At 33.6% G+C, this 25,196-nt stretch carries 29 protein-coding genes and 1 tRNA gene; 21 read left to right on the top strand and 9 right to left on the bottom strand.

Going from position 1 to position 25,196, the window contains the following annotated elements; all coding sequences use genetic code 11:
* Nucleotides 1-6 precede the first annotated feature (6 nt).
* The 5 genes from LX95_RS02425 to dusB all read left to right on the top strand — a co-directional run bounded on the left by LX95_RS02425 (nt 7) and on the right by dusB (nt 5,823).
* Complete coding sequence (locus LX95_RS02425) at nt 7-750, top strand: GLPGLI family protein (protein ID WP_111539821.1); 744 nt, start codon at nt 7-9, stop codon at nt 748-750.
* Between the two features lie 138 nt (nt 751-888).
* Nucleotides 889-1,104 carry a hypothetical protein gene (locus tag LX95_RS02420; protein ID WP_111539820.1) on the top strand — a complete coding sequence of 72 codons (216 nt, stop codon included), beginning with the start codon at nt 889-891 and terminating at the stop codon, nt 1,102-1,104.
* A gap of 30 nt (nt 1,105-1,134) precedes the next feature.
* Nucleotides 1,135-1,890: a GLPGLI family protein gene (locus LX95_RS02415; RefSeq protein ID WP_111539819.1), complete on the top strand. Its 756-nt coding sequence runs from the start codon at nt 1,135-1,137 to the stop codon at nt 1,888-1,890.
* Complete coding sequence (locus LX95_RS02410) at nt 1,874-4,579, top strand: carboxypeptidase-like regulatory domain-containing protein (RefSeq protein WP_394340387.1); 2,706 nt, start codon at nt 1,874-1,876, stop codon at nt 4,577-4,579. The genes LX95_RS02415 and LX95_RS02410 overlap by 17 nt, the downstream gene beginning before the upstream one ends.
* A gap of 251 nt (nt 4,580-4,830) precedes the next feature.
* Nucleotides 4,831-5,823 (top strand): tRNA dihydrouridine synthase DusB, encoded by a 993-nt coding sequence (dusB, locus tag LX95_RS02405; RefSeq protein WP_111539817.1) that lies wholly within the window; start codon nt 4,831-4,833, stop codon nt 5,821-5,823.
* Nucleotides 5,824-5,825: 2 nt separating this feature from the next.
* Here dusB and LX95_RS02400 read toward each other — a convergent pair whose 3' ends face one another.
* Nucleotides 5,826-7,022 carry an ABC transporter permease gene (locus LX95_RS02400; RefSeq protein WP_111539816.1) on the bottom strand — a complete coding sequence of 399 codons (1,197 nt, stop codon included), beginning with the start codon at nt 7,020-7,022 and terminating at the stop codon, nt 5,826-5,828.
* Between the two features lies 1 nt (nt 7,023).
* Complete coding sequence (gene rbfA / locus LX95_RS02395; protein WP_111539815.1) at nt 7,024-7,419, bottom strand: 30S ribosome-binding factor RbfA; 396 nt, start codon at nt 7,417-7,419, stop codon at nt 7,024-7,026.
* Between the two features lie 60 nt (nt 7,420-7,479).
* Between rbfA and mce the strand changes: the two genes are divergently transcribed.
* The 3 genes from mce (at nt 7,480) to LX95_RS02380 (ending at nt 8,367) form a co-directional block, all read left to right on the top strand.
* Entirely contained in the window at nt 7,480-7,884 is a 405-nt protein-coding gene (mce, locus tag LX95_RS02390; RefSeq protein WP_111539814.1) for a methylmalonyl-CoA epimerase, read from the top strand.
* Between the two features lie 51 nt (nt 7,885-7,935).
* Nucleotides 7,936-8,009: transfer RNA gene (locus LX95_RS02385), tRNA-Ile, on the top strand.
* Nucleotides 8,010-8,151: 142 nt separating this feature from the next.
* Nucleotides 8,152-8,367: a PID-CTERM protein-sorting domain-containing protein gene (locus LX95_RS02380; RefSeq protein ID WP_146240729.1), complete on the top strand. Its 216-nt coding sequence runs from the start codon at nt 8,152-8,154 to the stop codon at nt 8,365-8,367.
* Here LX95_RS02380 and LX95_RS02375 read toward each other — a convergent pair.
* Nucleotides 8,364-8,954 (bottom strand): riboflavin synthase, encoded by a 591-nt coding sequence (locus LX95_RS02375; protein WP_111539812.1) that lies wholly within the window; start codon nt 8,952-8,954, stop codon nt 8,364-8,366. The genes LX95_RS02380 and LX95_RS02375 overlap by 4 nt on opposite strands.
* 51 nt (nt 8,955-9,005) lie before the next feature.
* Between LX95_RS02375 and pdxA the strand changes: the two genes are divergently transcribed.
* The 9 genes from pdxA to LX95_RS02330 all read left to right on the top strand — a co-directional run bounded on the left by pdxA (nt 9,006) and on the right by LX95_RS02330 (nt 16,541).
* On the top strand, nt 9,006-10,055 hold the full coding sequence (gene pdxA / locus LX95_RS02370; protein ID WP_111539811.1) for a 4-hydroxythreonine-4-phosphate dehydrogenase PdxA: 1,050 nt from the start codon (nt 9,006-9,008) through the stop codon (nt 10,053-10,055).
* Nucleotides 10,056-10,127: 72 nt separating this feature from the next.
* Nucleotides 10,128-10,673, top strand: a complete 546-nt coding sequence (locus tag LX95_RS02365; protein ID WP_111539810.1) for a YceD family protein — start codon at nt 10,128-10,130, stop codon at nt 10,671-10,673.
* A gap of 9 nt (nt 10,674-10,682) precedes the next feature.
* Complete coding sequence (gene rpmF / locus LX95_RS02360; RefSeq protein ID WP_111539809.1) at nt 10,683-10,880, top strand: 50S ribosomal protein L32; 198 nt, start codon at nt 10,683-10,685, stop codon at nt 10,878-10,880.
* Nucleotides 10,881-11,095: 215 nt separating this feature from the next.
* Nucleotides 11,096-12,091, top strand: a complete 996-nt coding sequence (locus LX95_RS02355) for a beta-ketoacyl-ACP synthase III (RefSeq protein WP_111539808.1) — start codon at nt 11,096-11,098, stop codon at nt 12,089-12,091.
* Nucleotides 12,092-12,212: 121 nt separating this feature from the next.
* A complete protein-coding gene (gene accB / locus LX95_RS02350; RefSeq protein ID WP_111539807.1) occupies nt 12,213-12,713 on the top strand; it encodes an acetyl-CoA carboxylase biotin carboxyl carrier protein in 501 nt (166 codons plus the stop codon).
* 51 nt (nt 12,714-12,764) lie between these two features.
* Nucleotides 12,765-14,123 carry an acetyl-CoA carboxylase biotin carboxylase subunit gene (accC, locus tag LX95_RS02345; protein WP_111539806.1) on the top strand — a complete coding sequence of 453 codons (1,359 nt, stop codon included), beginning with the start codon at nt 12,765-12,767 and terminating at the stop codon, nt 14,121-14,123.
* Nucleotides 14,124-14,280: 157 nt separating this feature from the next.
* Nucleotides 14,281-15,396: an NAD(P)/FAD-dependent oxidoreductase gene (locus tag LX95_RS02340; RefSeq protein ID WP_111539805.1), complete on the top strand. Its 1,116-nt coding sequence runs from the start codon at nt 14,281-14,283 to the stop codon at nt 15,394-15,396.
* A 3-nt stretch (nt 15,397-15,399) separates the two neighbouring features.
* Nucleotides 15,400-16,095, top strand: a complete 696-nt coding sequence (gene mtgA, locus LX95_RS02335) for a monofunctional biosynthetic peptidoglycan transglycosylase (RefSeq protein ID WP_111539804.1) — start codon at nt 15,400-15,402, stop codon at nt 16,093-16,095.
* A 2-nt stretch (nt 16,096-16,097) separates the two neighbouring features.
* The gene (locus LX95_RS02330; RefSeq protein WP_111539803.1) at nt 16,098-16,541 is read left to right on the top strand and encodes a transcription elongation factor; all 444 of its coding nucleotides are present in this window, start codon (nt 16,098-16,100) and stop codon (nt 16,539-16,541) included.
* On the opposite strand, the gene LX95_RS02325 is transcribed toward LX95_RS02330, so the two are convergent.
* The 4 genes from LX95_RS02325 to LX95_RS02310 form a co-directional block, all read right to left on the bottom strand.
* A complete protein-coding gene (locus LX95_RS02325; RefSeq protein WP_111539802.1) occupies nt 16,538-17,527 on the bottom strand; it encodes an aspartate-semialdehyde dehydrogenase in 990 nt (329 codons plus the stop codon). The two genes, LX95_RS02330 and LX95_RS02325, sit on opposite strands and share 4 nt — an antisense overlap.
* A gap of 173 nt (nt 17,528-17,700) precedes the next feature.
* On the bottom strand, nt 17,701-18,135 hold the full coding sequence (mscL, locus tag LX95_RS02320; protein WP_111539801.1) for a large conductance mechanosensitive channel protein MscL: 435 nt from the start codon (nt 18,133-18,135) through the stop codon (nt 17,701-17,703).
* 50 nt (nt 18,136-18,185) lie between these two features.
* A complete protein-coding gene (gene alr / locus LX95_RS02315; protein ID WP_111539800.1) occupies nt 18,186-19,289 on the bottom strand; it encodes an alanine racemase in 1,104 nt (367 codons plus the stop codon).
* Nucleotides 19,286-19,927, bottom strand: coding sequence for a thymidine kinase (locus tag LX95_RS02310; protein WP_111539799.1), 642 nt, complete (start codon nt 19,925-19,927; stop codon nt 19,286-19,288). Before LX95_RS02310 ends, alr begins: the two co-directional genes overlap by 4 nt.
* A gap of 100 nt (nt 19,928-20,027) precedes the next feature.
* Between LX95_RS02310 and LX95_RS02305 the strand changes: the two genes are divergently transcribed.
* Together LX95_RS02305 and rsmI are read left to right on the top strand one after the other, a co-directional pair.
* Nucleotides 20,028-20,960, top strand: coding sequence for a hypothetical protein (locus LX95_RS02305; protein WP_111539798.1), 933 nt, complete (start codon nt 20,028-20,030; stop codon nt 20,958-20,960).
* Complete coding sequence (gene rsmI / locus LX95_RS02300; protein WP_111539797.1) at nt 20,960-21,631, top strand: 16S rRNA (cytidine(1402)-2'-O)-methyltransferase; 672 nt, start codon at nt 20,960-20,962, stop codon at nt 21,629-21,631. Before LX95_RS02305 ends, rsmI begins: the two co-directional genes overlap by 1 nt.
* 43 nt (nt 21,632-21,674) lie before the next feature.
* On the opposite strand, the gene LX95_RS02295 is transcribed toward rsmI, so the two are convergent.
* Nucleotides 21,675-22,076 (bottom strand): ankyrin repeat domain-containing protein, encoded by a 402-nt coding sequence (locus LX95_RS02295; protein ID WP_111539796.1) that lies wholly within the window; start codon nt 22,074-22,076, stop codon nt 21,675-21,677.
* 158 nt (nt 22,077-22,234) lie between these two features.
* A complete protein-coding gene (locus tag LX95_RS02290; RefSeq protein WP_111539795.1) occupies nt 22,235-22,639 on the bottom strand; it encodes a hypothetical protein in 405 nt (134 codons plus the stop codon).
* Between the two features lie 146 nt (nt 22,640-22,785).
* Here LX95_RS02290 and recJ point away from each other — a divergent pair, with 146 nt between their 5' ends.
* Together recJ and LX95_RS02280 are read left to right on the top strand one after the other, a co-directional pair.
* Entirely contained in the window at nt 22,786-24,477 is a 1,692-nt protein-coding gene (recJ, locus tag LX95_RS02285) for a single-stranded-DNA-specific exonuclease RecJ (RefSeq protein WP_111539794.1), read from the top strand.
* A gap of 4 nt (nt 24,478-24,481) precedes the next feature.
* Nucleotides 24,482-25,195, top strand: coding sequence for a hypothetical protein (locus LX95_RS02280; protein WP_111539793.1), 714 nt, complete (start codon nt 24,482-24,484; stop codon nt 25,193-25,195).
* Nucleotide 25,196: the final 1 nt, after the last annotated feature.

The following is a 25,196-nucleotide window of genomic DNA, read 5'->3' as shown; positions in this document are numbered from 1 at the left end:
AGAAATATGATGTCATATAATTTTTTAAAAGTAGCACTTTGTAATTCTTTTTGGTTTTTTCATCTAAACTTAAATGCACAGACTTCTTTTAAAATAACTTACGGAATTTCTGAAATAAGATTACGTCGCCCTATAGATAGCTTAAATGAGAGCTCCAAGCACTTTATCAAAAAAATTGCTGACCGTTCAAAAGATGTAAATTATACACTTTTTAGCAATAAAGAAAATTCGTATTTTGAAGCTGAGGAAACCTTAATAATAGAAAGTGATTCACGAATGGAATCGCTTTACTACAAAGCGGTGAAACAATTTACATCTTTTAATACAAAAGTACACTCTAATCATAAAGTTAGAGAAATTGTTTTTGTTAAAAATCTGGTAAGTCAAAATTTTACGGTAAAAAGAGATTATTATGACTTTAATTGGATGATAAAGCAAGACAGTAAAAAGATTTTGGGCTTTGATGCTAGAAAAGCTGTAGGCAAATATTATTATCCTGTAACAAATGAAGAGTTAGAAGTAGAAGCTTGGTTTATTCCATCTATTTCATTGCAGTCAGGGCCAGATATTTTTATGGGTTTACCTGGTTTAATAGCAGAAGTTCATTTAAAAGGAGCTGTTGTGACAGCTAAAAATATTGAACAATGCGACGATCTAAAAATAGAAAGAATAGATGACTCTAAAGCAATGACGCAAAAAGAATATGAAGACCTGATTTCGAGATTGAACAAAAAATTTATTGATAATTAGAGTTTTAAATTTTTGGTAATTTCAAGAATCTAAAAAACGATTAAACCACATCAAAAACCGTTAAAATGTAATTTTTCCTTTGTTAAACCGTTTTTTTTTTGATATTCGGATATTATTAATCATAAAACCTTTATGATTATGAAAAAATTACTAACAGTTGCTGTATTGTTTACAGCGTTTTCGTTCACCAGTTTAGATGCCAATGCCAAGAAGTTGCCAGACACAAATAATAATTGTGCAGAATTTGCTTGGAATGCAGCTTCAGATTTTTGTGCTGAGCGTGAAGGAGGATGCTCTGATTATCAATACTGGGCAATGACAGATACAGCTTATAGAATATGTACAGGATTATAACTTAAATCTTAATTTAACATATTTCAAAAAATGAGATATTTGATTTTATTCCTTTTCAGCTTAGTTGTTAAATTCTCTTTTGCTCAAACTACTTTTAATGCAACTTATCATGTCAAATTTGATAAAGAAAAGTTGCAAAATTTATATAAAGATAAAAGCAATAGGGATGCAATGAAGTATAATATGTTAATCAAAACAATGATTAATAATGCTGAAAGTTTAGATTATACAATTTTGTTTAATTCAACCAATGCTGTATTTGAACCTAAAGAATCTCTTACAGTAAACAAAAATGAGGGATTAAGTTTTGGATTGGGTATTCTGTCGACAATTAATGCAGAGGCCAAAATTTTTACTTCAGGAGAATGTAATGAATTTTATAAAAAAATTGAAGCTGGAGGCGTTGAAGCTTTGGTTTTATACCCGTTTAATAATTTTAATTGGAAATTAACAAATCAAAGTAAAGTCGTCAATGGGCTAACTGTTTTTAAAGCTAATGGAACATTAAATAAGAATAATACATTAATTTCACTTGAAGCTTGGTATTGTAAAGATTTACCCTATAATTATGGACCTGTAATGTTTAATGGTTTGCCAGGCTTAATAACAGAAATTATTGCAGAGGAGAAATCTAAAAAGGGTTTAAAATACACTTTTTTATTAAAATCTATTGAAGAAGTAAATAAATCTGTACAAAAAGCTCCAAAGGAAACAAATAAAGTAATTTCTGAGGAGGAATTAAATGAAATTTTTGCTAAAATGAACTCTAATTTTAATCCAAATTAAGAAAATTTATTTAAATAAATTATTTTTAACCCTGTTATTTTTAACAGGGTTTTCTTCATTATTCGCACAACAAGTTCAATTAAAAGGGACGGTTATAGACAGTACCCAAAACCCTATACCTTACACCAACCTTATTGCTTCCCCTTTAGCAGAAAACCAAGACATTACCTTTGCCATTACCGATAACCAAGGGCGCTATAAACTCAATTTGGAGCAAGGTGTTAAGTATCAAATAGAGATTACCCATATGGGGTTTTCTAAACAAACAGACACACTGCAACTTGCCACCAACCAAGAAAAAAACTACACTTTAGAAAAAAGTACAGAGAGCCTAGAGCAAGTCATCATTAAACAAGAAATGGCGGTGATCGTAAAAGAAGATACCATTACTTACCGTACAGACCAGTTTAAAACTGGAGAAGAACGAAAATTAAGAGAAGTTTTAAAAAAACTGCCTGGCGTAGAAGTAGATCGAGAAGGTAATGTCACTGTAAATGGGAAAAAGGTGACCAAACTCATGGTAGAGGGAAAAACCTTTTTTACAGGAGATACCAAACTGGCAGTAAACAACATTCCTGCAGATGCGGTAGATGAAGTAGAAGCTTTAGACAACTACAGTGAAGTAAGTTTTTTAAAAGGTTTAAGCGATAGCGACCAAATGGCACTTAACATAAAACTTAAAGATGGTAAAAAAGAGTTTGTTTTTGGCGACATAGAAGTTGGTGGCGGCATTAAAGAGCGCTTTTTATTTCATCCTACCTTATTTTACTACAGCCCAAAAACGGCTGTCAATGTGATAGGAGATGTTAATAACATAGGTAAAAAGTCGTTTACCATGCAAGACTACATTAATTTTGAAGGTGGTTATGCGGCTATGATGGACGGTTCTACTTCTTTTGGAAGTATTTATAACAGCGATTTTGCACAATTTCTTAATCAAGAGGATTTTACCTACCAAAAAAATGATTTTGGTGCAGGAAGCATTTCTCAGCAATTAAGCAATGCGTTGCGTTTAGAGGCTTTTTCTATTGTAAATAAAGGAAAAACCGATACGCGTACAACCAATAACATCACATACCTTACCGATGCTGCTGTAGATGAAAATAGAGAAACACAAACCCACAATAAGGTGTTTTTCACCTTAAATAAACTCAAACTGCGCTATCAACCTAATAGCGATAACGATTTGGCTTACGAGGCTTTTATTAAAACCTCTAATGGTGATGCTTCTCAAAATCTCAACTCTTTTACAGCAGAAGATACTACACTTACGCAAATTAATGAGCAGCCAAAAAATGTTTCGGTAAATCAAGAAGTGCGTTACAACAAGCAGTTTTCTTATGAGCATACGTCAACTTTAATCGCTAACTATACCTATAGCGACCAGCAAAATGATAATAATTGGTTGTTTAACCAACCAGTATTCAGTAATTTAATTCCATTTCAAGAAGAAGGAGATTTTTTTAATTTATTGCAAAACAACGCTACCAAAAAGCACCAAGCTACCTTAGACCTTAAACATTATTGGGTGCTTAATAATTTTAACCATATTTATCCAAGAGTGGGTTTAACTTATCTTAATCAAAGTTTTGCGAGTGTAGATAGGCAACAATTACAAGACGGTCGTTTTAACAGTTTCCAAGCCAACGGATTTAATAATGATACCCGTTTTCGGTTAACCGATATGTATGCAGGTTTTCAATATAAAGTAAAAGCAGGCGATTTTATTTTTAAACCTGGGGTGATGTATCATTCTTATGTTTGGAATGTGAACCAGTTTACTGATGAAATTGCCAATAAGCAAAAAAGTGCTTGGTTACCCGAATTAAATATAGAATATGAGCTTTCTTCCGCAGAAAAAATAGAATTAGACTATGGTTTAAAAACAAGTTTTTCTAATGTACAGCAATATGCTAATCGTTTACGCTTAGTAAGTTTTAATCAATTATATCGCGGTAATGAAAATCTAGAAAACCAATTGTATCATTCGGCTTCATTGCGTTATCATCAATTTAATATGTATAAAGGTATTTTTCTCAATGCTAATCTAAGTTATACCAAACGAGAAAAATCGATTAGAAATATTACCCAAATAGAAGGAATAGACCAAGTGAATACATCTATTTATACCAGCTTACCAGAAAATAATTATTCTTTTATGGGGTCTTTTGCTAAGCAAATCTCTAAATATAAATTTACGCTTCGCGGAAATTTAAGTCTAGCCGATTATAGTAGATTGGTAAACGATGAGGTTAATGACTACCAATCTAATAATTACGGTTACACGCTAAAAGCAGAAACGCGGTTTAAAAATTGGCCTAATTTAGAAATAGGTTGGGAACAACGATTAAGTAGTTTTAAATCTAATCGTTTAGAAAATAAGTTTACGCAAATTAACCCGTATGCCGTTTTAGATTGGGATTTTTTAAATGATTTTATCTTTTCGGCAGATTATACCTACAATTATTATGAAAATTTAAATACCAATCAAATTAACCGTTTTGATATAGGTAATCTTTCTTTATATTATAATAAAGAAGACAGTCCGTGGGGTTTTGAGATTGATGTAGATAACTTATTTGACGTTCATTACAAAAACGAAAACTCTTTTAATCAATTTTTGGTAAGTGACACCAATATTTTTATTCAGCCTAGAACAATTTTATTTAAACTATCTTATAAACTCTAAAAAATTCTTGCGGAGGCAGGAATCTTAAAGCGTGCTGCTCTTACGTTTGCTTTTTCAGCCTAGCTTACCGAAATAGTTTTTTTGGGAAAATATTTCAATAGAAAAATCACTTTACGGAATTGATTTCATGATACTTGAATGATTCGACTACCAAGCATGAGATTCTTAGTCGAATCTAGAATGACAAGATTTAAACTTAAGATTTACATCTTATTTACTAATTTTGCAGTCTAAACAAAAAGCATTCAATTTTGGCAAAAATAGGAGATATAGAGGTAGGAGAGTTCCCATTACTTTTGGCACCTATGGAAGATGTAAGCGATCCTCCATTTAGAGCCTTATGTAAAGAACAGGGAGCAGATGTCGTATATACAGAGTTTATTTCTTCAGAAGGATTAATTCGTGATGCGGCAAAAAGTGTCATGAAACTCGATATTTATGAGAAAGAACGCCCTGTAGGAATTCAAATTTTTGGAGCCAATCTAGAATCGATGTTAGAATCGGTAGAGATTGTAGAAAAATCGGGTCCAGATATTATAGATATCAATTTTGGTTGTCCCGTTAAAAAAGTAGTTTCTAAAGGAGCTGGCGCCGGAATTTTAAAAGACATAGATTTGATGGTTTCCTTAACGGAAGCGATGGTAAAACATACCAATTTGCCTATTACTGTAAAAACCCGTTTAGGTTGGGATCACGACTCCATAAAAATTGTCGAAGTAGCCGAACGTCTACAAGATGTTGGTTGCAAAGCCATTTCTATTCACGGAAGAACACGTGCACAAATGTATAAAGGCGAAGCCGATTGGAAACCCATAGCCGACGTAAAAAACAATCCTCGAATGCACATTCCTGTTTTTGGTAACGGAGATGTAGATACGCCCGAAAAAGCGGTTAAAATGCGAGATGAGTTTGGTTTAGACGGAGCCATGATTGGGCGAGCAAGTATTGGTTATCCTTGGTTTTTTAGAGAAGTAAAACACTTTTTTGAAACTGGAGAACATTTAGATCCTCCAACCATGGCAGAGCGTTTAGAAGCTGCAAGAAGACACCTACAAATGGCTATAGATTGGAAAGGAGATAAGTTAGGCGTTTTTGAAACTCGTCGTCACTACACCAATTACTTTAAAGGAATTCCGCATTTTAAAGAACACCGAATGAAGATGGTTACCAGTGATGAGGCCGAAGATGTGTTTAAAGCTTTTGATGAAGCCGAAAAAGAGTTTGGAGATTTCCAATTCATCTAAATCTAAGTCAAAACTTTAGTAATTCTCGTGGTACCAATATAGGTGGCTGTTATTCCTAATACCATAATGGTAGCAAAGACCACTAGAATATTTTCAGCTTTTAGAGCTACAGGATAAGGTAAGGTAGGCGTAATCATAATAAGGTCAAATTGTAATTGTAATAAAATAATAACAATCCCAAGCATTAATCCTAAAGCCCCACCAACAAGGGTTAATAATGTTCCTTGTAACAAAAATATGCGTTTAATTCCTTTGGCAGAAGCACCTAAATGATGAAGCGTTCGTATGTTGTGTTGTTTATCTAAAATGGCCATAACAATAGCTCCGCCCACATTAAAAAGTGCTATAATAAGAACTAAAGTAAAAATAAGATATACCGCTAAATTTTCAGTATTCAACATTTTGTATAACTTATCATTTAACTGAATTCTGTTTTTGATGATAACCTTTTCACCAAGAATAGAAATGAGTTGTTCTTTAACATCGTCTTCAGCGGCATTGGGATTTAACTTTATTTCTAAAGCAGAAAATTCATTCTCTTTTAACTGAAGTAATTCTTCCGCAAAGAAATAAGGCGTAAATATATACTTAGAATTGAGGTCTTCATTAATACTATAAACTCCAGTCACTAAAGCAGATTTAGTTGAAAAAGCATCACTTACTTGTGAGATTTGTCCTTTCCCTGGTTTAGGAACCATAATTTTTAAAGCATCACCATAACCGCCAATTCCTAAAGATAATTTTCTAGAAATGGCACTCCCAATCACCACTTGATTTTCTTGTGGATGAACCCAAACACCTCCAATCAAAGAACTATCTACAGGGTTTACATTTAGATATTCTTTATCTATAGATTTGATATTTGCTGGGGTATGCTTATTATCAAAACTTAATAAAACTCGTTCTTCAATAATTTTAGAAAATGCTTGAACTCCCTGTAAAGCTTTAATTTGTTCTAATTTGTTTTGATCTACTATAATTGTTTTTCCGCTTGACGGAAGAACTTTTAAATCGGGATCAAATTCATTAGAAAATGAGACGCTAAACTCTTTTAAACCTGCAAACCCAGAGAGTACAATAAAGAGCGCCAACGCTCCGGCAAAAACACCTATCCCCGCAATGATGGTAATAATATTAATAGCACTATTTTTACTTTTAGTGGCTAAGTACCGCTTTGCGATGTAATAGGAGAAATTCAAATTAAGATTTTTTTCTTTTATCTAAAAGGTTTGGATTTTCGATAGGATTTTCTTTTCCTTTTACGGCTTCATCAATTTTCTCGATATAATCTAAAGAATCATCTAAAAATAAGTCCAAATCAGGCATTTTTCTTAATTGATTTTTAGTTTTTAAAGCTACTTGATGTTTTAAAAGATGCTTAATTTCTCTTAATTCTTCTAAAAGAGCTGCTCCTTGAGAACTAGGGAAAATACTTAAGTATGCCTTAGCGATAGATAAATCTGTCGTTACTTTTACTTTCGAAACCGAAATAATAATATTGGTTTTCCCAGCATTTCTAAGCTCTTGCTGTATAACATCGGCTAAATCTTTTTGTAAGACTCCGCCTATTTTTTTTTGTCTGTTTGTTTCTTCCATATGGCAAAAATAGCCTTTTTAAAAGTTATAGTATTTTTGTAAAACAAAATTTTAATAAAAATGGATAAAATTGAACATATTGGGATTGCCGTTAATAACATTGAAGAAGCAAATATTACTTACGAGAAGTTACTGGGAGCAGCTCCATACAAACAAGAAAAAGTTGAAAGTGAAGGTGTAAAAACCTCATTCTTTAAAACCGGCGAAAGTAAAATTGAACTTTTAGGTGCTACAAATGAAAATAGTCCTATCGCTAAATTCTTAAAGAAAAAAGGAGAAGGTATTCATCACATTGCATTTGCAGTAGAAGATATTAAAAAAAAGATAGAAGAATTGAAAACCGAAGGTTTTGTCGTGCTAAATGAAACTCCTAAAAGAGGGGCAGATAATAAGTTAGTAGCTTTTTTACACCCAAAATCTTCGCACGGAGTTTTGGTAGAATTATGCCAAGAAATAAAAAAGTAAGATTTTTATTGGGAGATATCATAGATATGACTATTTTTGCCTCCTGATTTCGGTCCCATAGCTCAGCTGGTTAGAGCACCTGACTCATAATCAGGGGGTCCATGGTTCGAGCCCATGTGGGACCACAAGGTTAAATATTTTAAAAATCCCCTTAATGTTTTATAATGTTATAGGGGATTTTATATATTTAATGATCATTTAATGTAGTAGATTTCTTTAAATGTTAAAGTTTTTACTATTTTAGCTTTCGATATGAAGAAGAAGTATTTGAAAACTACAATTTTGACTCTTGCAATGACGTTTATGTCTATGCAGGCTTTTTCTTTTCAAGTTATTGGGCCACCTCCACCAGATCCACCAGATTCGCCATCAGGAACTATCGGTACCCCTCCACCTGGATTACCTATAGACGGTTTTTTAACTTATTTACTTATAGCAGGAAGTGTTTTTGGAATTAGCAAACTTAGAAAAAAAGAAGATTAGCTTCTTAAATTTAAAAGTCTTTGCACATATTTTCCAATCACATCAAACTCTAAGTTTACAGTTGCTCCTTCTTTAAGATATTTAAATGTAGTATGTTCATATGTATAAGGAATAATAGCTACGCTAAAACTATTTCTTTTACTATTTATTACAGTTAGACTAACACCATTTACAGTAATAGAACCTTTTTCTATAGTAACATTATTTAAAGTAGAGTCGTAGGAAAAAGTGAAAATGTGACTTCCATTTTGCTCTTGTATTTGAGTACAAGTTGCCGTTTGATCGACATGACCTTGAACAATATGTCCGTCTAATCTAGCATTCATCATCATTCCTCTTTCTAAATTCACCATATCTCCTATGCTAAGGGAAGACAAATTTGTTTTATCTAGTGTTTCCCTGATTGCTGTTACGGTATAATTTTTATTCTCTATAGAGGTAACCGTCAAACAAACCCCGTTGTGAGCAACACTTTGGTCAATTTTTAATTCTTCCGCAAAGGAAGACTCAACTGTGAAATGTATGTTATCATCTTCTTGAGTTAAGTTAATAATTTTCCCAAGCACTTCTACTATTCCTGTAAACATAGTTATTAATAATTAGTTACCTTTGTTTGAGCAAAAATAGATATTATTTTGATGAAAAAAGCACATAAGGTAAGAGTTGGAATAAGTATAGGTGATTTAAACGGAATTGGCAGTGAAGTTATTTTAAAAACTTTTGCCGACCAACGTATGTTAGATTTTTGTACTCCAGTGATTTTTGCAAATAATAAATTGCTTTCTTTTTATAAAAAGCATTTTAAAATGAATATTAATTTTCAAGGAGTAGACGACGCGCAGAAAATTATTGACGGTAAGTTTAATGTGGTCAATATCTGGAAAGATAATTTGAAAATTAATTTTGGAGAAGAAGATAAATTTTTAGGAAAGTTTACACTTCAATCTTTAGAAGCTGCTACACAAGCTTTAAAAAAAGGAGATATCGATACTTTGGTTACTGCCCCTATTAACAAAAATGTTATCCAGTCAGATAAATTTAATTTTCCTGGTCACACCGATTATTTAGCTAAGCATTTAGGGGGAGGAGAAAGTCTAATGTTCATGATTTCTCAAAATTTAAAAGTGGGATTACTTACAGATCATGTGGCTGTAAAAGAAGTTTCAGAAGTCATTACACCTTCTCTCATAGAAAAGAAAGTAAATATGATTTCTAATTCGCTTAAAGCGGATTTTAAAGTAAGAAAACCAAAAATAGCTATTCTAGGAATTAATCCACATAGTGGAGATAATGGAGTCATAGGCAAAGAAGATGAAGAGGTTTTAAAACCTACCATCAAGAAATTACAAGATAAAGGTAACTTAGTATATGGACCTTATGCTGCAGATAGTTTCTTTGGAACAAAAAATTATCAGAATTTTGATGCAGTCGTAGCTGCATATCACGATCAAGGATTAATTCCCTTTAAAACTCTGTCTTTTGGTAACGGAGTTAACTTTACTGCAGGCTTAGAAAAAGTGAGAACCTCTCCAGACCACGGGACTGCTTATGAAATTGCAGGAAAAGGAGAGGCAGATTATACCTCATTCAAAGAAGCGGTATTTGCTTCTATAGAGATATTTAAGAGTCGCAAAGAGTATGAAAAGCTTACCAAAAACCCACTAAAAAAACAGAATAAAAAATTATAAACATTTTTTTGTTAATAAAGATAGTTAATTCATTATATTTTATATATTTGCACGCCTGAAATTGACGATGTGATGAAGAAATTAAAAGAGTTTACCATCCCATTTGTGGGATTAAAGATAGGAAGGCATCATTACGATTATCATATAGATAATACGTTCTTTGAATTTTTTGAGTACGAAGATTTTAATGATATCGATGTAAAAGTAGATTTGACTTTTGAGAAAAAGTCAACTATGCTAGAGCTCGATTTTCACGTTCACGGCAACATTAATATTAACTGTGATGTTACTAATGAGCCATATGATCAACCGGTAGAGAATAACATTTCTTTAGTGGTAAAATTTGGAGAAGAATTAAATGATGAAAATGAAGAGTTGCTTATTTTGCCTCACGGGGAATACGAAATAAAAGTGCAGCAATATATCTACGAAGCCATTGTTTTGGGAGTTCCTATAAAAAGGATTCACCCAGGTGTAGAAGATGGAACATTAGACTCAGACATACTTGATAAACTAGAAGAATTACAGCCTAAGATTGGGCAAGAAAAAGAAGAAGAAGTAAATGAGGTAGACCCTCGCTGGAATAAATTAAAAAACCTATTAAACGATAAAAATTAATACTTAGCTATGGCACATCCTAAGAGAAAAATATCTAAGACCAGAAGAGATAAAAGAAGAACGCATTATAAGGCGAAAGCACCACAAATAGCTACAGATCCTACTACAGGAGAAGCGCACTTATATCACAGAGCTCACTGGCACGAAGGAAAACTTTATTATAGAGGTCAAATCCTTATTGATAATACTGAAGAAGTTGAAGCTTAGAGATTAAGCTCATAGAAATTATAAAAAACTCTCGCTCAAAAGGCGAGGGTTTTTGTTTTTTTAAGACCTTTTGGCTTATAAAACTATAAATGTTTGAGTTAATAAGTTGAATAAGTGGCAAAAACATATTACTTTGCACCTCAGTTTTAGAATTTAAAAAATTTCTAAAATCATTAATGTAGGGAAACCTACTTTTGTGAAATAAAATCCATTTTATGAACAAAATTAAAGCAGCAATAACAGCTGTAGGATCTTATGTGCCCGATGACATTTTAACTAATAAAATGTTAGAAGAAATGGTAGAAACCAATGATGAATGGATTACTACTAGAACAGGTATAAAAGAAAGAAGAATACTAAAAGATCCTAATAAAGGAACCTCTTATTTAGGTATACAAGCCGCAAAAAACCTTATAGAAAAAAATAATATCGATCCTTTAGAGATCGATTTATTAATTTTTGCAACCACCACCCCAGACCTTCCTGTTGCCTCAACAGGAGCCTATACCGCTTCTCAGTTAGGTGCAACCAACGCTTTTTCATACGATTTACAAGCTGCTTGCTCTAGTTTTCTTTACGGAATGTCTACTGCAGCAAGCTATATAGAATCAGGTAGATATAAAAAAGTTTTAGTTATAGGCGCAGATAAAATGTCTTCTATAATTGATTATACCGATAGAGCTACATGTATCATCTTTGGTGATGGAGCTGGAGCTGCACTTTTTGAACCTAATGAAGAAGGGTTTGGATTGCAAGATGAATTTTTAAGAAGTGATGGTGTAGGAAGAAATTTTTTAAAAATTGATGCAGGAGGTTCACTCTTACCAGCAAGTCAAGAAACAGTTGCCAATAGACAACATTACGTACAGCAAGATGGTAAAACCGTATTTAAGTATGCAGTTTCCAATATGGCTGGAGTAAGTGAAAAAATAATGGAGCGCAACAACTTAAAAGAAGAAGATGTAAATTGGTTGATAGCACATCAAGCTAACAAACGTATTATAGACGCTACAGCAAAGAGAATGGGATTAAGCGAAGAAAAAGTGCTTATGAATATTCAGCGTTATGGAAACACCACATCAGCAACACTACCTTTATTATTAAGTGATTACGAGAAACAATTTAAAAAAGGAGATAATTTAGTATTTGCTTCCTTTGGAGGCGGATTTACGTGGGGATCCATTTATTTAAAATGGGCATATAACTCATAAATCGAAAACCTCGGTGCGCGCACTGGGCAGATAAATATAAAAACTATTTTAAATTTTCGGGACAAACCTCGAGAGATTAGACCCTTACTGAGGGATTAAAAATGACAAATACCTTATAATTATGGAATTAAAGGAAATTCAAAATTTAATAAAATTTGTAGCTAAATCTGGAGCTAGCGAAGTAAAATTAGAAATGGATGATATCAAAATCACCATTAAAACTAGTTCAGACGAAAAAGAAACAACCATCGTTCAGCAAATCCCAATGGGAGGAATGCAGCCACAAATGCAAGGTCATCAACAAATGCAGCAACCAGCAGCTCCAACTCAAGAAGCTCCTGCAGCAACTCAAGATGCACCAGCTGCCGATGATGATTCTAAGTATATTACAGTAAAATCTCCAATTATCGGAACTTTTTACCGTAAACCATCTCCAGACAAACCTGCATTTATTGAGGTGGGAGATTCAATAAAAGAAGGAGACGTGCTTTGTGTAATTGAAGCAATGAAACTTTTCAACGAGATAGAAAGTGAAGTAAGCGGTAAGATTGTAAAAGTCTTAGTAGATGATTCTTCTCCAGTAGAATTCGATCAACCATTATTTTTGGTAGACCCTTCTTAATTTAACAATTAAGAGTAAAATTTTATTCTTAATAAATTTAAACACAACACCATGTTTAAAAAGATATTAATTGCCAATAGAGGTGAAATTGCACTACGTGTAATTAGAACCTGTAAAGAAATGGGAATCCAAACTGTGGCAGTATACTCAAAAGCAGATGCCGATAGTTTACACGTGCGTTTTGCAGATGAAGCTGTATGTATAGGTCCAGCACCAAGTAGTGATTCTTATTTAAAAATATCAAATATTATCGCTGCCGCGGAAATTACCAATGCAGACGCTATCCACCCAGGTTACGGTTTCTTGGCAGAGAATTCTAAATTCTCAAAAATTTGTCAAGAACACGATATCAAATTTATAGGAGCATCTCCAGAGATGATCGATAGAATGGGAGACAAAGCTTCGGCAAGAGCTACCATGCAATCAGCAGGAGTTCCTTGTATTCCAGGATCAGACGGACTTTTAGATGATTACGCAGACTGTCTTAAGACTGCCAAAAGTATGGGCTTTCCTGTAATGCTTAAAGCCACAGCAGGTGGTGGAGGTAAAGGAATGCGTGCCGTTTGGAAAGAAGAGCAACTTCAAGACGCTTGGGATTCAGCAAGACAAGAATCAAAAGCAGCATTTGGTAATGATGGTATGTATATGGAAAAGCTTATTGAAGAGCCTCGCCATATCGAGATACAAGTTGTAGGAGATAGCAAAGGAAAAGCTTGCCATCTTTCAGAAAGAGATTGCTCGGTACAACGCCGTCACCAAAAACTTACCGAAGAAACTCCATCGCCATTTATGACCGATGAACTTCGTGAGAAAATGGGTGAAGCTGCTGTAAAAGCTGCTGAATATATCAAATACGAAGGAGCAGGTACCGTAGAATTTTTGGTAGACAAGCACCGCAACTTCTACTTTATGGAAATGAATACTCGTATTCAAGTGGAGCACCCTATTACAGAGCAAGTAATCGATTACGATCTTATTAGAGAGCAAATCTTAGTTGCGGCAGGAGTGCCAATTTCAGGAAAGAACTACTTCCCAAAATTACACTCTGTAGAATGTCGAATTAATGCTGAAGATCCATATAATGGGTTTAGACCTTCTCCAGGTAAAATTACTAATTTACACGCGCCAGGAGGTCACGGAGTAAGAATTGACACCCACGTATATAGTGGTTATTCAATCCCTCCTAACTACGATTCTATGATCGCGAAGTTAATTACAACAGCGCAAACTAGAGAAGAAGCTATCAATAAAATGAAGCGTGCTTTAGATGAATTTGTCATTGAAGGAGTGAAAACAACTATTCCATTTCACCGTCAATTAATGGATCATCCAGATTATTTAGCAGGTAATTACACCACTAAATTTATGGAAGATTTTGTGATGGATGATAAATATAAAGACGAAGAATAATACTATAAACCCTCAAGTTAGCTTGAGGGTTTTCTTTTTTATGGCGTTACCTAAAGGTCGGGCTATTCGCTATATCTTTTTAGGTGTTCCACGCAAAAAAGGATGCCGCTTCTATCCCTAACGCAAAAAACTTCCTTACTTTAGATAAAAAAAAGGAATGAATTTCTCCTATTGGGAAAAAACTACGTGGTTTAAACATATAGACTTCACCATTGTAGGCAGCGGTATTACGGGTTTAAATTGTGCTTTGCAATTAAGAAAAAACCATCCAAAAGCAAAAATTCTCATTTTAGAACGTGATCTTTTACCTAACGGTGCTAGTACCAAAAATGCCGGCTTTGCTTGTTTTGGAAGCGCATCAGAATTGTTAGACGATCTAAAAATCCATACTAAAGAAGAAATGCTCGCTTTAGTAAATAGAAGGGTAGAAGGCCTTCAAATTTTAAGAGAAACCATTGGCGATAAAGCTCTACAATTTAAAACCCACGGCGGTTACGAACTCTTTACGAAAGAAAATAAAACCTTATTTAAATCCTGTGAGTCTCAATTAAAAACATTGAATGAGTTGTTATTTCCTATTTTTAAAGAGGAAGTATTTAGTGTAGTAGATAATAATTTTGGCTTTAAGAAAATTCAGCAGCAGCTTATATTTAACAAGTCTGAAGGACAACTGGATACCGGTAAAATGATGCAAGCATTAATGCACAAAGCTCATCATGCAAACATCCAAATTTTAAACGGAGTAGAGGTCTTAAAGTACGAAGAGAATCAAAATTCCGTTAAGGTAATTACAAATAATTTTGAATTAGAAACTCAAAAACTATGCATTGCTACCAATGGCTTTGCAAAGAAATTAAACATAGATGAAGTTAAACCTGCTAGGGCACAGGTTTTAATTACGAAACCGATTAAAAACCTTCACATACAAGGAACTTTTCATTTAGAAGAAGGCTATTATTATTTTAGAAATATCGACAACCGTATTTTGTTAGGTGGAGGTAGAAACTTAAATTTTAAAGCCGAAGAAACCATGCAAATGACACTTACAGCATTAATTCAGCGAAAGCTAGAAGAATTGTTGAAAGAAGTAATTTTACCTCAAACGTCCTTTGAAATCGATCAGCGTTGGAGCGGAATAATGGGTGTGGGTAATCAAAAAAAACCTATCCTAGAAAAGTTATCTCCAAAGGTTTTCTGCGGGGTTCGACTTGGCGGAATGGGCGTTGCAATAGGTAGTTTAGTGGGAAAAGAATTAGCTAACTTGTCTTCATAGCATATGAAAAGATTTTTACGATTTATAGGGAAACTTATTTTATGGTTTTTTGGACTCACTATTTTATGGGTGGTAGTTTACAAATGGGTTCCTGTTCCTATAACGCCTTTAATGGTGATAAGATACATAGAAGCTCCTTCAGAAAATAGAAACTTTTGGAAACACGATTGGGAACCTCTAGAAAATATTTCGGTTAATTTACAAAAAGCGGTGATTAGCAGTGAAGATCAAAATTTTATAAAGCATAATGGTTTTGATATAAAAGCCATAGAAGAAGCTATAGAAAATAATAAAAAGGGAAAACGTTTGCGTGGTGCCAGTACGATAAGCCAACAAACTGCTAAAAATGTTTTTTTATGGCCTGGCAGAAATTGGGTGAGAAAAGGTTTAGAAGTGTATTTTACCTTTTTAATTGAAACTATTTGGAGTAAAGAGCGCATTTTAGAAGTATACCTTAATAGTATAGAAATGGGAAATGGTGTTTATGGAGCCGAAGCGGCTTCTATCTATTGGTTTAAAAAATCTGCGAATCAATTAACGGTATCACAAGCGGCAGCGATTGCAGCGATTTTACCTAATCCGCTAAGTTATAAAGCGAATCCGCCATCGGGATATATTCAATCTAGAAAAGCTTGGATCACAAAACAAATGGGTTATTACGGTCCGTTAAAATTTAATGTAGAAGAAAAGAAAAAGTGAAAGTGAGAGAAGAACTTTTAAGATCTTGTTATGGGTATGTAAACGAACGGATACTGCGTTTAGAGGCATCGGTTCGAGATTTAGAGCACGATTTAGGTAACGAAACTAAAAGTAGCGCAGGTGATAAATATGAGACTTCTAGAGAAATGATCAATGCAGAAATTTCTCAATTAGAACGGCAACTAAAAGAGTTTAAAAAACTGAAAGGAATTTTAAGTTTGCCGCAGCTTCAAAAAGCATCTACAGCAATTCAGTTGGGGAGTATTGTAATCACAAATACTGCTAATTATTTTGTAGCGATTCCTGTAGGAGAAGTCAATATCAATAAAGAGAAATTTTATGCCATAGGAATTAATTCGCCGATGGCTCAACTTTTAAACGGAAAGCAAAAAGGTGATGTTTTTACTTTCCGTGAAAAAGAAGTCAAAATTTTAGACGTGTATTAACGTAATTTATTTTCTACTAAATATTCTGCAATTTGTATAGCATTGGTCGCTGCACCTTTTCTTAAGTTATCGGCAACTATCCATAGCTGCAATGCTTTAGCATGAGAATGATCTTTTCTTACTCTACCTACAAAAACATCATTTTTTCCTTCAGCATAAATCGGCATAGGGTAAGTGTTTACACTAGGATTATCCTGTAAGGTAATGCCTGGAGTTTCGCTTAAAAGCTTTTTAACATCAGTAATTTCAAAGTCATTTTCAAACTCGATATTCACCGATTCGCTGTGACCGCCTACTACTGGAATTCTTACCGCTGTAGCGGAAACTAAAACGGAATTATCGTTAAGAATTTTTTTAGTTTCGTGGGTGAGTTTCATCTCTTCCTTGGTATAATCATTTTCTAAGAAAACATCACAATGAGGGATAGCATTGCGGTGAATAGGGTAAGGGTAAGCCATTTCTCCCTGTTCACCTTTATATTCATTTTCTAACTGTTGTACAGCTTTAACTCCGGTTCCTGTAATAGATTGGTAAGTAGAAACAATAACACGCTTAATTTTGTACTTATCGTGCAATGGTTTTAAAGTTAACACCAACTGTATCGTAGAGCAATTAGGGTTGGCTATAATTTTATCTTCTTGACTTAAACTGCTAGCGTTAATTTCTGGAACTACTAATTTTTTAGTAGGATCCATTCGCCATGCAGATGAATTATCAATTACGGTAATTCCTGCTTCAGCAAATTTTGGAGCCCATTCTTTTGAAGTATCTCCACCTGCAGAAAACAATGCAATATCTGGTTGTAAATCTACAGCAGTTTGAAGGTTAACTACTTTATATTTCTTTCCTTTAAAATCTATTTCTTTTCCTACAGATTTTTCTGAGGCAACAGGAATTAATTCCGTTAACGGAAAATTTCTTTCTGCTAAAACTTTGAGCATTACTTTCCCCACCATTCCGGTGGCTCCAACTACAGCTATTTTCATGGGTTGAGTTTAAGTTTTATAAACCTTTAAAATTTATAAAATGTGGTTTTTGCAAAGGTATTTTAATAGGCCTTAAAAACATGAAAAATTATACAAAAAAAGACCCCGAACTGTTTTTCAACAATTCGGGGTTTAGTTATTAAATGAATGGTGTAGCGGTTACTACGTTATCTTTATGAAGCTGTATTTTGTCTTTTCAACTCATCTCTAATTTGAATAAGCAATTCTTCTTGGGTTGGTCCTGCAGGTGCTGCAACAGGTTTTGGATCTTCTTTTTTCTTTACTTTTTCATAATACTTTAAAAATAAGAAGATAAAAAGACCAACAATAATAAAGTTAATAATGGCTTGTATTAAGTTACCGTAAGTAATTACAGCAGCTTTTGCTTCTCTTGCAGCTTCTAAGCTTTCATAAGTTACGCCATCTAAGGAGATAAATTTTTTCGTGAAATCTATTCCACCTGTTAACATTCCTATGATAGGAGTGATGACATCTTTTACAAAAGAATCTACAATTGTTTTAAAAGCAGCGCCAATAACAACTGCTGTAGCAAGGGCAACGATATCGCCCTTCATTAAGAATTTTTTAAAGTCACTAAAGAACCCCATAGTTTATTTTTGTTTGGTTAGTATAATTAAATATAGAATAAATTTTAAAATTATTCTATAATTTTTCTTTTTACTCGTTGAGAGACAGAGGTTATCAGTTCATAAGAGATGGTTCCGGCATTATGGGCAAATTCTTCGGCGCTTTTTTCTTTTCCAAAAAGGATGACTTCATCCCCTTCTTTACAGTTAATTCCCGAAATATCTATCATAATCATATCCATACATACATTTCCAATGATGGGCGCTAGATGTCCGTTTATAGAAACATTTGTTTTTTGTTTTCCGTAAATTCTATTGATGCCATCGGCGTGACCTAAAGGTAAGGTAGCTGTTTTGGTATCTTTTTCGGCTTTAAACTTTCGGTTATAACCTACACTTTCCCCTTCTTTGATATGATGAATTTGAGAAATAATCGTTTTTAAGGTTCCTACGGGAATAAGCTGTTTATCGATTTCATCTGAATTTCCGTAGCCATATAGTCCGATCCCTGTTCTTACCATATCAAAATGAGCTTCGGGATAATTTAAAATTCCGCTGGTATTACATAAATGTTTTAGGGGTTGATAACCAATACCTGCGATGATATCTTCACTTACTTTTTTAAATGTGTTTATTTGAGAGGTAGTAAATTCTTTTTCTTCTGGGTCTTCACTTGCTGCTAGATGAGAAAAAATCCCGTCTACTTTTATACTCGAAGTCTGTTGCAACTTTTCAATAATCAACGGGGCTTCATCAGGGTCAAAACCAAGTCGGTTTAAACCTGTATTCAATTTTAAGTGAATAGGATAATGCTGTTGATTGTTCGCTTCCGCGGAAGCGATAAAATGAGTAAGTACAAAATCACTATAAATACTCGGAGTAAGACAACGATCTATAATTTCTTGAAAATGGGCAGACTGTGGATGAAGCACTAAAATGGGTTTAGTAACCCCTCCATCTCTTAATGCAACTCCTTCTTTGGTGTATGCAACTGCAAAATAGTCTACTTCTAGCTTCTCTAATCTTTTTGCTAAAGCTACAGAGTCACTCCCATACGCAAAAGCTTTGATCACCGCTAGTTTTTTTACTTGACTATTTACTTTAGAAGCAAGGTAGCGGTAATTATGTTCTAAAGCTTTAAGATCTATTTCGAGAACAGTTTCTGAAGCTTTCATAGTTTTTTTTCTTCTTTAGGTAAAATCTCTTTTATTTCAATATCCATTTTTCTCACCTTTTGATCGAGCATGGCTTTGTAGTAGGCAGCCCTACTTAGAGGTTCATATTCTTCGGTTTCTCCTAAAAGCACTAAATCTTTACTAGCTGCTTTTCTAAAGCTGTATTGGGCTAAATTTCCCGTTCGTGTGCAAACAGCGTGTACTTTAGTCACATACTCTGCAGTGGCCATAAGATTAGGCATAGGTCCAAAAGGGTTTCCTTTAAAATCCATATCTAAACCAGCAACCACTACTCGAATTCCTTTATTCGCCAAATCGTTGCAAACGCTTACAATCTCATCATCAAAAAATTGAGCTTCATCAATGCCCACAACATCGCAACCATCTGCTAAAAGTCTAATGTTAGCAGCGGCAGGAACGGGTGTAGACCTAATTTCGTTAGCATCGTGAGAAATTACCATCTCATCATCGTAGCGCGTATCGATAGCGGGTTTAAAAATTTCTACTTTTTGTTTGGCAAACTGGGCTCGTTTTAACCTGCGAATAAGTTCTTCTGTTTTACCAGAGAACATACTTCCACAAATTACTTCAATCCATCCAAATTGCTCTTCGTGATTTACAGTATTTTCGAGAAACATTTTGTAATTTTCAGCATTCAACAGGAAAATTCCTGTTAGAGTAAAGTTGAGATAAATTTACTAAAAATAAAGCTGCAGTAGCAAAGTAAATCATAAAGTTATGAAGAAGACCCTAGAAGCAGAGCTTATGAGTATAGCTCATAGAATTTTGCAATTAAAAAATAAAGCAGATGTTCATGAACTTAAAGCAGTAACGGGTGTATTGTACGAAAAACTTTCGGTGCTTTCTTTCACCGAAAAGTATTTTGAAGGACCGCAACCCACTATTGGTAGAAAAAATATTGAAAAAGCCTTAACGGAAGAAATTGTAGCTCCATCAAAATCAAAGAAAGAGGATAACACTTCTATTAAAGATGATGCTAGGCCTGATGGGACAGAACATAACACCCAAGCCATTACAGAACCTAATACCGAAAAAATTAAAGATATTGTAGCTTCAATGGCTCCAGAAACTCAAAAAGTAGATGAGGTGTTAGAAGATATCTTACCACAAAAAGAGGAAGATAAAAAAGATGAGTTTAGAAATTTAGGAGGTATACATTATGACGATTTGCCTCAATTTGAAAGACCTTCCGAAAAGAAAGAAGAGAAGAACGAAAATGAAATTGCTCACGAAATAACCTCTACAGAAGAACCTCAATTTGAAGAAAAAGAAGTAAAAAACGATATAGAAAAAGCGAAAGATGAGAATTTATTAACGGAAGAGCAGCAAAATCTCTTTGGAATTATGCCAGAGTTTGAACGCAAAGAAGACTTTAACAGTAAACATTCTGACAAGAAAAAATCATTAAATGATCGTTTAAAAAAAGGAATTCAAATAGGACTTAATGATCGGCTAAGCTATATTAAACATCTTTTTGATGGAGATGCATCAGACTACAACAGAGTGCTTTCTCAATTAAATACTATAGAAAGCTACCCTGAAGCAGAGAGATTTATTAATGAAGTCGTAAAACCAGACTATAACCATTGGGAGAATAAAGAGGTTTATGAAAATAGATTTCTTCAAGCTATCGAAAATAAATATGCCTAATGGGAAAACTATTTATTGTTCCTACACCTATCGGTAATTTAGAAGATATGACTTTTAGAGCCATTCGAGTTTTAAAAGAAGTTGATTTTATTTTAGCCGAAGACACACGAACCAGCGGAAAACTTTTAAAACATTTTGAAGTTTCTACACAAATGTACAGTCATCATATGCACAATGAGCATAAAACTTTAGAGATGATTGTAAATAGATTAAAACAGGGGGGAAATGCGGCATTAATAAGCGATGCAGGTACACCAGCAATTTCAGATCCTGGCTTTTTGTTGACACGTGCTTGTGTTGAAGAGGGTTTAGAAGTAGATTGCTTGCCGGGAGCTACCGCTTTTGTTCCTGCTTTAGTGAATAGTGGTTTGCCCAACGACAAATTTATATTTGAAGGATTTTTGCCCGTAAAAAAAGGAAGACAAACTCGGCTTCAACTCTTAGCGGAAGAAACCCGAACCATGATTTTTTATGAATCTCCGCATAAGCTTTTAAAGACACTTCAACATTTTAAAGAATATTTTGGAGGGGAACGGCAGATTTCTGTTTCAAGAGAAATAAGTAAGTTGCACGAAGAAACCCAACGAGGAGAGGTACAAAAAGTATTAGAGTATTATACTCAAAAACCTCCTAAAGGTGAAATCGTAATTATTGTAGAAGGAAAAAAATAAGGTGGCTGCAAGCCACCTTATTTTATATTTAATAAGAAGATTATTACTTAGAAGATTTTTCTAAAAGCATTAATGATTCTTTTGCATTAGAAAGTTCAGCGAATTTTTTGGCAGTGTATCTTTCTTTGCTAGAGCGCATAGAAAGATCTGCTCCATTTTCAATAAGAAGCGTTAGGATCTCTACTTTATTATATCTTGCAGCATACATCGCTGGTGTTTTTCCTAAAGATTTTTGATTAATATCTTCTCCTAGATCAATAAGTTGCTGTACCATTTTTAGATCTCCTTTTACGATTGCTTTACAAAAAGAGCTTAAAGTTTCGTTATTCTCGTTCATTTCGTAAGTCGAAACAGAAACGTAAGTTTCATGATTTTCTAAAGCTGTTGCATAACTAGATGCTGCTAACAAACTCATCGCGGCTAGTGTAAAAAATAATTTTCTCATAATGAATTAATTTTGATTAATGAATTAGTTTATAGTTACTTACTATATTCTAAAGACCAAATTAATTATTAAATGTTTCAAAAATCTTTATAAGATTTAAAGAAATGTTTATTTTAAAGTAAGTTTTAATGACTAAATGTGAAGTAGGGTTTAAGTCATTAATGAAATGAGTTGAGAAGTTTTTCAAAATAAACCTGATCTTGCTTACTGTATTCTTTAAGATCAATTTTTAAATTTTCACGATCTTTGAGTATCACTTCTAAATGGTCATCGGTGAGAAGCGCTTTTTCTATTAAATCGGTTTTTATTTTCTTACTCTCTTTTTGGGTAAGTTTAAATTTTACAAAAACAGGATCGTATATGACTTGATTCTTTTTAATTCGGGAGGTAAAGAAAATGTAAGCTAATATAATATTAGCTGCAGCCACGAGATAGAAATAGATAAAATCTTGAGAAATAAAATAGCCTATTAATCCGCCGACTAGTAAGATAAGCCCTAACAAAACAAAACTAAAAATCTTTAATAAATTACGTTGCTTAAATTGAATAGGTCTAGCGGGCATAAAATAGGTTTAGGTTTTTTCAAATGTAATAAACTTCTTTTGAGACAAAAAAACTAGAACCTAATATTATAAAGTGTAAGCGATATTCTTACTTGTAGCGCTATACTTTTGTAACTTTACTCTTAATAAATATCAAAATATAGAAAATGCGTTGGACGCTTGCCCCAAAACCAGATCAAGAAAAAGTAGCACAACTTCAAAAAAGCTTGGGAGTAGAAGAAGCTATTGCTTTTTTGTTAGTCCAGCGAGGCATTGAAACTTTTCAACAAGCTAAGAAATTTTTTCGGCCGCAGCTAGAAGATTTACATGACCCATTTCTTATGAAAGATATGGATGTAGCGGTTAAAAGAATTCAGGAAGCTGTACGCGAAGAAGAATTCATTATGGTTTATGGCGATTATGATGTAGATGGGACTACAAGCGTAGCATTAATGAGCTCTTATTTGAGAACACAAACCAACTTAGTCACTACCTATATTCCCGATCGCTATAAAGAAGGATATGGCGTTTCTTATGCGGGAATAGATTATGCACACGACAATGGAATAACCCTAATTGTAGCCTTAGATTGTGGTATTAAAGCCATAGAAAAGGTAGCTTATGCTAGAGAAAAAGGGATAGATTTTATTATTTGTGATCACCACAGACCAGGAAATCAAATTCCCCAAGCAATAGCCGTTTTAGACCCTAAACGAGAAGATTGTAATTATCCCTATAAAGAACTTTGTGGTTGCGGTGTAGGGTTTAAACTTATACAAGCTTTAGAGCAAGATAAAGGAAATACGGTACAAAGTTTAATTCCATATTTAGATTTAGTGGCAACCGCAATAGGAGCCGATATTGTCCCTATAACAGGGGAAAATAGAATATTAGCCTATCACGGTTTACATGTTATAAATACGCTTCCGCGGAATGGATTCAAGGCGATTATCAATCAGATAAAAAAAACAACGTTAACCATTACAGATGTAGTTTTTATCATCGCTCCCAGAATAAATGCTGCCGGAAGAATGAAACACGGTTTACACGCTGTAGAATTACTTACTGAAGAGAATGAGGAACAAGCTCAACTTTTTGCACAAGAAATAGAACAGTACAATAAAGAAAGAAGGGAAGAGGATAGAAGTATTACTGAGTTGGCTTTGCAACAAATTTTAGATCATAAGGAAGAAGATAAATTTACTACGGTAGTTTATCAAGAAGATTGGCATAAGGGAGTCATTGGGATTGTGGCTTCCCGTCTCACCGAAACGTATTACAGACCAACGTTGGTTTTTACTAAAAGCGGTGAAAAATTAGCAGCTTCGGCAAGATCCGTTAAAGGCTTTGATGTTTATAATGCTTTAGAAGCTTGCCAAGAATATATAGAGCAATTTGGCGGACATAAATATGCTGCGGGTTTAACACTGCACGAAAACCAATATGAAAAATTTAAACAAAAATTTGAAGAAGTAGTTGCGGCAACTATAGAACCTCGTCTTCTTACGCCCGAAATTAAAATAGATGCAGCATTATCTTTAACAGAGATTACCCCTAAATTTTATAGAATCCTTAAACAGTTTGCGCCTTTTGGACCTGGGAATATGGCTCCTACTTTTCTAACGACCAACCTTACAGATACGGGTTATGCAAAAGCCGTAGGCCAAGAAAATGATCATTTAAAATGTTGTGTACAGCAACTTCCTAACCAAGGAATGCTGGGAGCAATAGGTTTTAATTTAGGAAAAAAATTAAAAACTGTAGCTAACAAAGAGCCTTTTGATGCTGTTTATTCAGTTGATGAGAATGAATGGAAAGGCAATGTTAGTCTCCAATTAAAACTGAAAGATATTCGATAAGTAAATGTTAACAAAGAAAGAAAAGGAAAGATTATTTCTGGAGAAATATCTTGATCAACTAGAAGAAAAGTTCGAGATAGAAAGTACAGAATCGCCAGATTTTATTTTAACTAGAAATAATTATAAAATTGGATGCGAAATCACAGACTTTTATTCAGACTATTCTGATACTGGCTCTATTTTGAAAAGGAGTGAAGTTTATGTAAATCGTCTACATAAAATCGCAAGAAAGCGAATTAAAGAAAGATATCCTAAAGGTTATAGCATCACTATACATTATAATCACATAGTAATAAATCATTTAAAATTTATTGAAGAAGCTAAAAGCTTAGAAGAAGAAATCAGAAACTATATTAATGAAAGACAAATTATAAACCCAACTCCAAATATTAGAAGAGTAACTATCCTTAAAAGGAATCATAGTACTATAATTAATCTAAGTGTAACTTCAAATTATGAAGACACTAAAGAAGAATACATTAATTGTATAGTTAAAAGTAAAAGTCAATTAGCATCCAAATGGTTTTCAAATTTTGAGAGTAATTGGTTAATTATATGTGCTGGTGCATCTAGATCGAGTGATTTAGACTTGAGGGATATCTCATCCAATGATAAATTTGAATTACATAACTGGAATAAAATTATTTTAGTAGATATCTTTACTTCTGAAATCTTAGAAATTAAAGAAAACTCAAAGATTAATTATATAGCATTTTAAA

The sequence above is a fragment of the Mesonia algae genome (assembly GCF_003253545.1).
Lineage (GTDB): Bacteria > Bacteroidota > Bacteroidia > Flavobacteriales > Flavobacteriaceae > Mesonia > Mesonia algae.
This window is presented reverse-complemented; position numbering and strand designations above follow the sequence as displayed.